The sequence below is a fragment of the Citrobacter sp. wls829 genome, from assembly GCF_005280825.1.
Taxonomy (GTDB): domain Bacteria; phylum Pseudomonadota; class Gammaproteobacteria; order Enterobacterales; family Enterobacteriaceae; genus Citrobacter; species Citrobacter gillenii.
In genome coordinates this window covers 38,402-50,653 of the sequence record NZ_SZWP01000055.1, presented here as the reverse complement: position 1 = coordinate 50,653, position 12,252 = coordinate 38,402, and the positions used below count along the sequence as shown (strand labels likewise).

The following is a 12,252-nucleotide window of genomic DNA, read 5'->3' as shown; positions in this document are numbered from 1 at the left end:
CCTTGACGCGCCCGCTAAAAAGACAATATTTAATACAGGGCCTAATGTGCCCGATATCCTTCACACAATGACAATAATATCGCCGAATTCGGCTCTTTTCTGGAGTCGCGTTGATGATTATAAGAAACAGTAGTGGTCGCCAGAGGTTCAACCTTCTGGTGAGCGTCGTGGTCTGTGCGCTGTCTACCCATACGGCCTATGGCTGGCAACAAGAATATATCGTTGATGCTATGTCAGGTCATACGGCTGAACGTTATACATGGGACAGCGATCACCAACCACGCTATAACGACATACTTGAAGAACGCATTCGTTCCACGAAGAGCGTGGCGGGTCCGGTGGTGAACCTGGCGGACCAAACGACGCTGGATACGACCAGCGGTATGAGTATGGGCTGGAATTTCCCCGTGTCCAGACAAGTGACGACCGGCCCGATCGCAGCCCTACATTATGACGGTTCGGCAACGTCCACCTATAACGAGTTTGGCGACAGTGCGACGTCCGTCACGCAGACCGATCCGTTATGGCATGCCAGCGTCAGCACCTTAGGCTGGCGGGTTAATTCGCAGTTTGGCGATGTGCGTCCGTGGGCGCAAATCAGCTATAACCAGCAGTTTGGCGAGAATATCTGGAAGGCGCAATCGGGCCTAAGCCGGATGTCTGCGGCGAGTCAGGACGGCAACTGGCTGGATGTTACCGTGGGGGCTGATATGCTGCTCAATCCGCATATGGCGGCCTATGCTGCGCTCTCTCAGGCGGAAAATAGCACCAATAACAGTGACTATATGTACACCATGGGAGTAAGCGCTAAATTTTAACGCGAACATGCGTAAATAAAACAACTCCGTTACAAATTAGAATCAATAATCACACGCGTCTCAGTGATAGCGGGTACTCACTTGTGTGAAAAAATCCGGTCCTCTCACTTTTTGTCTCGTCATTCATTCCGCAATCCAGGCATTTCATTCCGTTCTGATGGCACTTCATGCCGTTTTCCCCTCGTCATAAATGCACTTCGGTATGGTTGTTGGCAGAGAATTTCCCATTTTGCTTATGCAGGAATACTGCCATGAAAACTTCTGATTATCAGCGTACCCGGTGGCTGACCCTGATCGGCACCATCATTACCCAATTTGCCTTAGGTTCGGTTTACACCTGGAGCCTGTTCAATGGCGCGCTTTCTTCAAAGCTGGATGCGCCGGTCAGCCAGGTGGCTTTCTCCTTTGGCCTGTTAAGCCTGGGCCTGGCGATTTCTTCTTCTGTCGCCGGGAAACTTCAGGAACGTTTTGGCGTGAAACGCGTCACCATGGCATCCGGTATCCTGCTGGGCGTGGGCTTCTTCTTAACCGCACACTCTGACAGCCTGATTATGCTGTGGCTGAGTGCGGGTGTACTGGTGGGCCTGGCGGATGGTGCGGGCTACCTGTTAACGCTGTCCAACTGCGTAAAATGGTTCCCTGAGCGTAAAGGGCTGATTTCCGCCTTTGCTATCGGCTCTTATGGCCTCGGCAGCCTGGGTTTCAAGTTTATCGACACTCATCTGCTGGAAACCGTCGGGCTGGAGAAAACCTTTGTTATCTGGGGTGCCATTGTGCTGGTGATGATCGTCTTTGGCTCTACGTTGATGAAAGATGCACCAAATCAGGAAGTAAAAACGGTGAATGGCGTGGTCGAGAACGACTACACTCTGGCGCAATCGATGCGCAAACCACAGTACTGGATGCTGGCAGTGATGTTCCTGACCGCGTGTATGAGTGGGCTGTATGTCATTGGTGTGGCAAAAGATATTGCACAAACTCTGGCGCATATGGATGTGGCGACAGCGGCCAATGCGGTGACGGTGATTTCCATCGCTAACCTGTCAGGCCGTCTGGTGCTGGGCATCCTGTCCGACAAGATTTCCCGTATTCGCGTTATCACCATTGGTCAGGTTGTTTCGCTGGTCGGTATGGCGGCGCTGTTATTCGCACCGCTGAACGAAGCGACCTTCTTCGCGGCGATTGCCTGCGTTGCCTTTAACTTTGGCGGTACGATTACCGTATTCCCGTCCTTGGTCAGTGAGTTCTTTGGCCTGAATAATCTGGCTAAAAACTATGGGGTTATCTATCTGGGCTTCGGGATTGGCAGCATCTGTGGGTCCATCATCGCTTCCCTGTTTGGCGGTTTTTACGTGACCTTCTGTGTCATCTTCGCGCTGTTAATCATCTCGCTGGCGCTGTCTACCACCATTCGTCAGCCTCAGCGTAGCGTATTTACCGAGGCGCACGCCTGATTCTATTAGTGGTGTCATTAATACCTGGCGCATATATTTACAAAAATATATGCGCCATTTTCATTCTCTATAAGCACTTTTGCGTTTACCTGTGGTCTACTTACTCGCGCCCGTAGACATTTCAAACTCTGCCGTTGTCGCATCTTTCACCTGCCCGGTCTAACTGACTGTAAGTAGGGTTTTTTATCCCGTTTTCCAGGTTTTATTGATGAGATATATTAAGTCGATGACGCAGCAGAAGCTCAGTCTCTTGCTGGCAATCTATATCGGTCTGTTTATGAACTCCGCTGTATTTTACCGTCGTTTTAGCGGATATGCGTACGAGTTCACCGTCTGGAAAGGAATCTCTGCGGTTGTTGAATTAGCCGGCGCGGTGCTGGCAACCTTCTTTTTACTTCGTCTTCTCTCTTTATTTGGCCGACGCGCCTGGCGTGTACTGGCGACCTTTGTGGTGCTGTGTTCCGCAGGTGCCAGCTATTATATGACCTTCCTGAACGTGGTGATCGGTTACGGCATTATTGCCTCGGTTATGACCACCGATATTGATTTATCGAAGGAAGTTGTGGGCTGGCATTTTATTGCGTGGCTGGTTTCGGTCAGTATTTTGCCGTTGCTCTTAATCTGGAATAACCGCTGTCGCTACACCCTGATAAAACAGCTGCGCACGCCAGGTATGAGATTTCGCAATGTGGCGGTCGTTTTGCTGGCGGGGATCATGGTATGGGCGCCGATTCGTCTGCTCAGCATGCAGCAGAGATCCGTCGAGCGTGAAACCGGCATCGATTTACCCAGCTACGGCGGCGTCGTGGCAAACTCCTATCTGCCGTCAAACTGGCTCTCCGCGTTAGGGCTGTATGCCTGGGCGCAGGTTGATGAGTCCTCAGACAACAAATCGCTGATGAACCCGGCGAAAAAATTCACTTATGTTGCCCCCAAGAATCTCGATGACACCTACGTGGTGTTTATTATTGGTGAGACCACGCGCTGGGATCATATGGGGATTTTTGGCTACGAGCGAAATACCACACCAAGGCTGGCTCAGGAGAAAAACCTGGCGGCATTCCGTGGGTATTCATGTGATACCGCGACCAAGTTGTCGCTGCGCTGCATGTTTGTACGTCAAGGTGGTGCGGAAGAAAACCCACAGCGGACGCTGAAAGAACAAAACGTTTTTTCCGTACTCGGTCAGTTAGGGTTTAAAACAGACCTTTACGCGATGCAAAGCGAGATGTGGTTCTACAGTAATACCATGGCGGAAAACATCGCCTATCGTGAACAAATTGGCGCAGAGCCGCGTAACCGTGGCAAAACGGTTGACGATATGCTGCTGATTACCGAAATGCAGCAATCCTTAAAGCAGAATGACAGCGGTAAGCGCCTGATTATTCTGCATACCAAAGGTTCACACTTTAACTACACGCAGCGCTACACTCGCGAGTATGCACAGTGGAAGCCTGAGTGTGTGGATGTCGATAGCGGCTGTTCGAAAGAACAGATGATTAACTCTTTCGACAATTCGGTGACCTATGTCGATCACTTTATTACCAAAGTGTTTGATCAACTGCGCGATAAGAAAGCGATAGTGTTCTATGCCGCCGATCACGGTGAGTCTATTAACGAACGTGAGCACCTGCACGGTACGCCGCGTAAAATGGCGCCGCCAGAGCAGTTCCGCGTGCCGATGATGGTGTGGATGTCGGATAAGTATCTGGAAGACCCCGATCATGCGAAGGCGTTTGCTCACCTGAAGCAAGAGGCGGATATGAAGGTCCCGCGCCGTCATGTGGAACTGTATGACACCATTTTGGGTTGTCTCGGTTATACCTCGCCAAACGGCGGTATAAATGAGAACAATAACTGGTGCAACGTTCCGGGCGGGCAGAAAGTCGCGGCGCAGTAACCGGCCTGCTGACTTTCTCGCCGATCGAATGGCATTTTGACACGAAGGGATTGACGGGCGCGCACCTGAGCAGTAAGATGCGCCCGCATTCGGTGATTGGCGCAGCCTGGTAGCGCACTTCGTTCGGGACGAAGGGGTCGGAGGTTCGAATCCTCTATCACCGACCAAATTCAAAGCCCTGCTCAACGAGCAGGGCTTTTTGCATTTGAAGCCGAGAGGATGAGAACCTCCGGGGGCAAGAGGTTCGACTCGAGCGGTAGCGAGAGACATTTGAAGCCGAGAGGATTTGTAGGCCTGATAAGCGCAGCGCCATCAGGCAATTAAAGCGCGTGGGAGTCTGCATCGCCGGATGGCGGCGCAGACGCCTTATCCGGCCTACGGGCTGCTTCCCCGTTTCATCTTCATTTCGCCTGCAAAAATTGTGTACCACTTCCCACTGTCTGTTAACGATTCTGTGACATATTCCATTGTCTTTTTTTATATTTGCTTGAATCTTTTTTTGCGTTACTTATGGCTGAACCTAGCATTTTCCGCTGTGCGCTTTAACGTTCATGGTATTAATCGCTCAGATATGCAGCATTCATTAAGAAATTTTTCACATTTTGCATAAATGTTAATCACTAAACGTTGCTAAATATGAAGATATTTATTCTGGTATAGGCCGCGTAGCACAAATTTCCCTGCTGAAAATGCCCCTCTGCACTTTTTTTAATCTTTGTTTGCGAATTCTCACCGTTGGCGTAAATCACGGTTACCTGTATTGACGTTTTCACATTCTGTTGACAGATTGTAGGGCATGAGGGGCATTTCATGGAGAATCCGCACTGCAACTCAGTCGCTTATGTGAACGGAATCCCCATCCTCTTAACGCCGACCCGGCCGGGTAAAAAACAAAAAAGGCCAGGCGGTGCAAACCCACTGCAAAGGGTAAAACAACAAACATCACATTTGGAGCAGAAGAATGAGTATTTCCTTGAAGAAGTCAGGGATGCTGAAGCTTGGTCTGAGCCTGGTGGCTATGACCGTCGCAGCAAGCGTACAGGCTAAAACTCTGGTTTATTGTTCAGAAGGATCTCCTGAAGGCTTTAACCCACAGCTTTTCACTTCTGGCACAACCTATGATGCCAGCTCAGTACCGATCTATAACCGCCTGGTTGAGTTCAAAACCGGTACGACTGAAGTGATCCCGGGCTTGGCTGAGAAGTGGGAAATCAGCGAAGACGGTAAAACCTATACCTTCCACCTGCGTCAGGGCGTGAAGTGGCAGGACAATAAAGAATTTAAACCGACGCGTACCTTCAACGCTGATGACGTGGTGTTCTCTTTTGACCGCCAGAAAAACGCCCAGAACCCGTACCATAAAGTCTCTGGTGGTAGCTATGAGTACTTCGAAGGGATGGGCTTGCCGGATCTGATCAGTGAAGTGAAGAAAGTCGACGATAACACAGTCCAGTTCGTACTGACCCGCCCGGAAGCACCGTTCCTGGCAGATCTGGCGATGGACTTCGCGTCTATTCTTTCCAAAGAATATGCCGACAACATGCTGAAAGCCGGCTCCCCGGAGAAAGTGGATCTGAACCCAATCGGTACCGGTCCGTTCCAGATGCAGCAGTACCAGAAAGACTCGCGCATTCTGTATAAAGCGTTCGAAGGTTACTGGGGCACCAAGCCGAAGATCGATCGTCTGGTCTTCTCCATCACCCCTGACGCATCCGTGCGTTACGCCAAGCTGCAGAAGAATGAGTGCCAGGTGATGCCGTACCCGAACCCGGCTGATATCGCGCGCATGAAGCAGGATAAAAACCTCAACCTGCTGGAGCAGGCGGGCCTGAACGTGGGTTACCTGTCTTTCAACACCGAGAAAAAACCGTTTGATGACGTGAAAGTGCGTCAGGCGCTGACCTACGCGGTGAACAAAGAAGCGATCATCAAAGCGGTATATCAGGGCGCAGGCGTTGCAGCCAAGAACCTGATCCCGCCAACCATGTGGGGCTATAACGACGACGTTAAAGACTACAGCTACGATCCGGAAAAAGCCAAAGCGCTGCTGAAAGAAGCGGGCCAGGATAAAGGCTTCACCGTTGAACTGTGGGCGATGCCGGTACAGCGTCCGTACAACCCGAACGCACGCCGTATGGCTGAAATGATCCAGGCGGACTGGGCGAAAATTGGCGTCCAGGCCAAAATCGTCACCTACGAGTGGGGCGAGTACCTCAAGCGTGCCAAGTCTGGTGAGCACCAGGCGGTGATGATGGGCTGGACCGGGGACAATGGGGATCCGGATAACTTCTTCGCCACCCTGTTCAGCTGTGCGGCAGCGAAAGACGGCTCCAACTACTCTCGCTGGTGCTACAAGCCGTTTGAAGATCTGATTCAACCAGCCCGCGCGACCGACGACCACAACAAGCGTGTTGAACTCTACAAACAAGCTCAGGTAGTGATGCATGACCAGGCGCCTGCGCTGATCATTGCTCACTCCACCGTGTATGAGCCAGTGCGTAAAGAAGTCAAAGGCTATGTGGTTGATCCATTAGGCAAACACCACTTCGAAAACGTCTCTATCGAATAATTAAAACTCAGGGGTGTTCATGCACCCCATGCCTGGCGGCGCTACGCTTGCGCAGGCCTACGAGAGTAGGCCGGATAAGCGTAGCGCCATCCGGCGTAGTGCTTTACCCACAGTTGTTTATGCGTGGGATAAGATTTGTGAGCAATACAGATTCACGGTTCCAGGCCGTGCGTCATTAGAGAGAATCCGGGTTATGTTGCAGTTCATTCTCCGACGTTTGGGACTCGTCATCCCTACGTTTATCGGTATCACTCTTCTCACTTTTGCCTTCGTCCATATGATCCCCGGCGATCCGGTAATGATCATGGCGGGTGAGCGTGGGATCTCCCCTGAGCGTCATGCTCAACTGCTGGCTGAACTCGGTCTGGATAAACCGATGTGGCAGCAGTACCTCCATTACATTTGGGGGGTTATGCATGGTGACTTAGGCATTTCGTTAAAAAGCCGCTTGCCGGTGTGGGAAGAGTTCGTGCCGCGCTTTAAAGCGACGCTGGAACTCGGTGTCTGCGCCATGATGTTTGCCACCGCGGTAGGCATTCCCGTTGGTGTACTCGCCGCGGTTAAGCGTGGTTCCATTTTTGATCACACCGCTGTGGGTCTGGCACTGACCGGTTACTCCATGCCTATCTTTTGGTGGGGCATGATGCTGATCATGCTGGTTTCCGTGCAGTGGAACCTGACGCCGGTTTCCGGGCGGGTGAGCGACATGGTGTTCCTTGATGACTCCAACCCGCTGACCGGGTTTATGCTGATCGACACCGCCATCTGGGGTGAAGAGGGTAACTTCATTGATGCCGTGGCGCATATGATCCTGCCTGCGATGGTGCTGGGCACCATTCCTCTGGCCGTTATCGTGCGTATGACCCGTTCGTCAATGCTGGAAGTGCTGGGCGAAGATTACATTCGTACCGCGCGCGCCAAGGGGCTGACGCGGATGCGCGTGATCGTCATTCATGCTCTGCGCAACGCCATGCTGCCCGTGGTGACCGTTATCGGTCTGCAGGTCGGTACGCTGCTGGCTGGGGCTATTCTGACCGAAACCATTTTCTCGTGGCCGGGTCTGGGGCGCTGGCTGATTGATGCGCTGCAACGCCGTGATTATCCGGTAGTGCAGGGCGGTGTATTACTGGTAGCGACGATGATTATTCTCGTCAACCTGCTGGTAGACCTGCTGTACGGCGTGGTGAACCCGCGTATTCGGCATAAGAAGTAAGGGGCCATCATGTCACAGGTTACTGAAAATAAAGTTATTGCTGCACCGGTGCCGATGACCCCGTTGCAGGAGTTCTGGCACTATTTTAAACGCAACAAAGGTGCGGTCGTTGGCCTCGTTTATGTGGTCATCGTGCTGTTTATTGCAATTTTCGCCAACTGGATTGCGCCCTATAATCCGGCGGAACAGTTTCGAGATACGCTGCTGGCACCTCCTGCGTGGCAGGAAGGCGGCTCGTGGGCGCATCTGTTTGGTACTGACGACGTAGGGCGCGATGTGCTGTCGCGCTTGATGTACGGTGCACGCCTGTCGCTGCTGGTCGGCTGTCTGGTGGTGGTGCTCTCGCTGCTGATGGGCGTGATTCTCGGGCTGGTGGCCGGTTATTTCGGCGGCATCGTTGATAACGTCATCATGCGAGTGGTCGATATCATGCTGGCACTGCCGAGCCTGTTGCTGGCTTTGGTGCTGGTGGCGGTATTTGGCCCATCGATAGGTAATGCGGCGCTGGCACTGACGTTCGTGGCGCTGCCGCACTATGTGCGTCTGACACGTGCCGCCGTGCTGGTGGAAGTGAACCGCGACTACGTCACCGCCTCTCGCGTGGCGGGTGCCGGTGCGATGCGCCAGATGTTCGTCAATATTCTTCCTAACTGTCTTGCGCCGCTGATTGTTCAGGCGTCGCTCGGCTTCTCTAACGCCATTCTCGATATGGCCGCGCTTGGCTTCCTGGGCATGGGCGCGCAGCCGCCAACACCGGAATGGGGCACTATGCTCTCCGACGTGTTGCAGTTCGCGCAAAGTGCCTGGTGGGTCGTGACCTTCCCGGGTCTGGCGATCCTGCTGACGGTGCTGGCATTTAACCTGATGGGTGACGGTCTGCGTGACGCGCTCGATCCCAAACTGAAGCAGTAAGAGGTTCGAGATGGCGTTATTAAATGTAGACAAATTATCTGTACATTTCGGCGACGTTGGCGCCGAATTCCGTGCCGTAGACCGCATCAGCTACAGTGTGAACCAGGGCGAAGTGGTGGGGATTGTCGGGGAATCCGGCTCCGGTAAGTCCGTCAGTTCACTGGCGATTATGGGGCTGATTGACTACCCCGGCCGCGTGATGGCGGAAAGCCTTGAGTTTAACGGCCGCGACCTGAAACGCATCTCTGAAAAAGAGCGTCGCCAGCTGGTGGGTGCTGAAGTGGCGATGATTTTCCAGGACCCAATGACCAGCCTCAACCCGTGCTACACCGTCGGCTACCAGATTATGGAAGCCATTAAGGTGCATCAGGGTGGCAACAAGAAAACCCGTATTCAGCGGGCGATTGACCTGCTGACGCTGGTGGGCATTCCTGACCCGGCTTCACGTCTTGATGTGTATCCGCACCAGTTGTCTGGAGGCATGAGTCAGCGCGTGATGATCGCCATGGCGATTGCCTGTCGTCCGAAACTGCTGATTGCCGATGAACCGACAACCGCGCTGGACGTGACTATTCAGGCCCAGATCATCGAACTGCTGCTGGAGCTTCAGCAGAAAGAAAATATGGCGCTGGTATTGATTACTCATGACCTGGCGCTGGTGGCAGAAGCGGCACACAAAATCATCGTTATGTATGCCGGTCAGGTGGTGGAAACCGGGGCTGCACACGATATTTTCCGCGCGCCCCGCCATCCGTATACCCAGGCATTGCTGCGTGCGTTGCCGGAGTTTGCGCAGGATAAAGCGCGTCTGGCCTCGTTGCCGGGCGTGGTGCCGGGTAAATACGACCGCCCGAACGGTTGTCTGTTGAACCCGCGCTGTCCGTATGCCACGGACAAATGCCGTAGCGTAGAGCCGGAGCTGAACATACTGGGCGAAGGTCGCCAGTCGAAATGCCACTACCCACTCGATGATGCCGGGAGGCCCACACTATGAGTACGCACGAGGCCACCTCGCAACAGCCATTGTTGCAGGCAATTGACCTGAAAAAACACTATCCGGTGAAGAAGGGGATGTTCGCCCCGGAGCGCCTGGTTAAAGCGCTGGACGGCGTGTCATTTACCTTAGAGCGTGGCAAAACGCTGGCGGTGGTTGGCGAGTCGGGCTGCGGGAAATCAACGCTGGGTCGCCTGCTGACGATGATTGAAGTTCCGACCGGCGGAGAGCTGTATTACCAGGGGCAGGATCTGCTCAAGCATGACCCGCAGGCGCAGAAGCTGCGTCGGCAGAAAATCCAGATTGTGTTCCAGAACCCGTATGGCTCGCTGAACCCGCGTAAGAAAGTGGGGCAGATTCTGGAGGAGCCGCTGCAGATCAACTCCTCGCTCAGCAAAGAGCAGCGTCGTGAAAAAGCGCTGGAGATGATGGCGAAAGTGGGCCTGAAAACCGAGCACTACGACCGCTATCCGCACATGTTCTCCGGTGGTCAGCGTCAGCGTATTGCCATCGCCCGCGGTCTGATGCTTGACCCGGACGTGGTGATTGCCGACGAACCGGTCTCCGCGCTGGACGTTTCCGTGCGTGCGCAGGTGCTGAACCTGATGATGGATCTGCAGCAGGATCTGGGGCTGTCCTATGTCTTTATCTCCCACGACCTGTCGGTAGTGGAACATATTGCCGATGAAGTGATGGTGATGTATTTAGGTCGCTGCGTGGAGAAAGGGACCAAAGATCAGATCTTCAACAATCCGCGCCATCCGTACACCCAGGCGCTGCTCTCTGCGACGCCGCGTCTGAACCCGGACGACCGTCGTGAGCGCATCAAGCTGACCGGCGAGCTGCCAAGCCCGCTGAATCCACCGCCGGGCTGCGCGTTCAACGCCCGCTGCCGCCGTCGTTTTGGTCCTTGTACCCAGCTACAGCCGCAGCTTAAAGATTACGGCGGTCAGCTGGTGGCGTGCTTTGCCGTAGACCAGGATGAGAATCCGCAGCAATAAGCGTGGGTTATGACCCAATAACCGGAGCCTTGTGCTCCGGTTTTTTTATATTTCGTTTTTACTTCCACAATGTGAGTCCATTGGCAGAACATTATTCCACAGCGTCTAGAATGTAGTCAGATTCTTGAGCGTCACCGAAATATCTACTTCGCAGTTGCTAACTACCTGGAGCAAATGTGGTCACGATACGCTGGGATATTAAAACAATTGATCGCCTGTCTATGGTTGAGGATGTCCTGAAGGAGTTTTCCTGCTGTGATATCAATATCATCTCAATGAAAGTGACGGCAGGCCGGATCCTGATTAAATCCTGGTGTCGTCAGTTGCAGGATATTTCCTGCGTGCAATCCAGCTTAAGTCAGCGTGCCGATATTATTAACGTTGCTTACTTTTGCGAAGAGATAAGCGAACTGTCGATGCCCGAAGTGGAACGCCCACGCTATTTTTCAGACATTATTTGCAGCAGCCAGAGCATGCAGGCACTGATCGAAAAAGCGATCAGAATTGCGGACAGCAAGTATACCGTCCTGATCCGCGGTGAAACCGGCACCGGTAAAGAGCTGCTGGCCCGAGCGATTCATAACTCTGGCCAGCGTAGCTTTTATCCATTTATTCCGGTTAACTGCTCTGCATTACCCGAGTCGCTGATGGAGAGTGAATTCTTCGGATACGAAAAAGGCGCCTTCAGCGGTGCGGACGGTAAAGGCAAAAAAGGGCTGTTTGAAATGGCGGATAAAGGCACCCTTTTCCTGGATGAATTTGGTGAGATGCCGCTGAATTTACAGGCCAAATTACTGCGAGTACTGCAAGATGGCGGGATCCGCCGCGTGGGCGGGGCGCAGATTATTCCGGTTAACGTGCGTATTATTGTGGCGACCAACGCCAATCTGGAAGAGATGGTCGAACAACGCCTGTTGCGCGCCGACCTGTATTATCGAATTAACGTCCTCTCCCTGACTATTCCTCCGTTGCGGGAACGCCCGCAGGATCTCAGCCTGCTGATCCGCCATTTTGTGCAGAAATACGCGAAAGAATTTCAGCGCCGGTTAATTTTGGATAAAGGCTGCTTTGATGCGATGCATCATCATGGTTGGCCGGGGAACGTGCGCGAACTGGAAAACACCATTATTCGTCTGATGTTGATGGCAGAATCTGATGTGATTACCCGAGAGGATTTGGATATCGCGAGTATAACCTCAGTTAATCAGGCCCGCGGCGGACAGCCTTTTAAACAGCAGGTTCAGTGCGCTGAGCGTCAGTTGATAGAGCAGATGGTGGATGAGAATGTTTCATCGCGGCATATTGCCAAAGCGTTGGGGGTGTCGCATACCACGGTACTGAATAAAATCCGTAGCTATCAGCTGGAGAGCGTGGAGTAAGCGCCGTCAGGG

At 53.0% G+C, this 12,252-nt stretch carries 10 protein-coding genes and 1 tRNA gene; all 11 read left to right on the top strand.

All coding sequences use genetic code 11. The annotated features are described in order from the left end of the window. Positions 1 to 113 precede the first annotated feature (113 nt). Complete coding sequence (locus FDW88_RS09955; RefSeq protein ID WP_137362482.1) at positions 114 to 818, top strand: autotransporter outer membrane beta-barrel domain-containing protein; 705 nt, start codon at positions 114 to 116, stop codon at positions 816 to 818. A 251-nt stretch (positions 819 to 1,069) separates the two neighbouring features. Then, positions 1,070 to 2,272 carry an MFS transporter gene (locus FDW88_RS09950; RefSeq protein ID WP_096759157.1) on the top strand — a complete coding sequence of 401 codons (1,203 nt, stop codon included), beginning with the start codon at positions 1,070 to 1,072 and terminating at the stop codon, positions 2,270 to 2,272. A gap of 208 nt (positions 2,273 to 2,480) precedes the next feature. Further along, positions 2,481 to 4,172 carry a kdo(2)-lipid A phosphoethanolamine 7''-transferase gene (gene eptB / locus FDW88_RS09945; protein WP_117342512.1) on the top strand — a complete coding sequence of 564 codons (1,692 nt, stop codon included), beginning with the start codon at positions 2,481 to 2,483 and terminating at the stop codon, positions 4,170 to 4,172. Between the two features lie 90 nt (positions 4,173 to 4,262). Further along, positions 4,263 to 4,339 (top strand) — tRNA-Pro (locus FDW88_RS09940). Positions 4,340 to 4,982: 643 nt separating this feature from the next. After that, entirely contained in the window at positions 4,983 to 5,219 is a 237-nt protein-coding gene (locus FDW88_RS22450) for a hypothetical protein (RefSeq protein WP_162604169.1), read from the top strand. Then, positions 5,134 to 6,741, top strand: a complete 1,608-nt coding sequence (dppA, locus tag FDW88_RS09930) for a dipeptide ABC transporter periplasmic-binding protein DppA (protein ID WP_115257213.1) — start codon at positions 5,134 to 5,136, stop codon at positions 6,739 to 6,741. The genes FDW88_RS22450 and dppA overlap by 86 nt, the downstream gene beginning before the upstream one ends. 193 nt (positions 6,742 to 6,934) lie before the next feature. Continuing rightward, positions 6,935 to 7,954: a dipeptide ABC transporter permease DppB gene (gene dppB, locus FDW88_RS09925; RefSeq protein ID WP_096759162.1), complete on the top strand. Its 1,020-nt coding sequence runs from the start codon at positions 6,935 to 6,937 to the stop codon at positions 7,952 to 7,954. Between the two features lie 9 nt (positions 7,955 to 7,963). Further along, the gene (gene dppC / locus FDW88_RS09920) at positions 7,964 to 8,866 is read left to right on the top strand and encodes a dipeptide ABC transporter permease DppC (RefSeq protein ID WP_115257214.1); all 903 of its coding nucleotides are present in this window, start codon (positions 7,964 to 7,966) and stop codon (positions 8,864 to 8,866) included. Positions 8,867 to 8,876: 10 nt separating this feature from the next. After that, positions 8,877 to 9,860, top strand: coding sequence for a dipeptide ABC transporter ATP-binding protein (dppD, locus tag FDW88_RS09915; RefSeq protein ID WP_096759164.1), 984 nt, complete (start codon positions 8,877 to 8,879; stop codon positions 9,858 to 9,860). After that, positions 9,857 to 10,861, top strand: a complete 1,005-nt coding sequence (gene dppF / locus FDW88_RS09910; RefSeq protein WP_115257215.1) for a dipeptide ABC transporter ATP-binding subunit DppF — start codon at positions 9,857 to 9,859, stop codon at positions 10,859 to 10,861. Before dppD ends, dppF begins: the two co-directional genes overlap by 4 nt. A 176-nt stretch (positions 10,862 to 11,037) precedes the next feature. Next, entirely contained in the window at positions 11,038 to 12,240 is a 1,203-nt protein-coding gene (locus tag FDW88_RS09905) for a sigma-54-dependent Fis family transcriptional regulator (protein ID WP_137362480.1), read from the top strand. Positions 12,241 to 12,252: the final 12 nt, after the last annotated feature.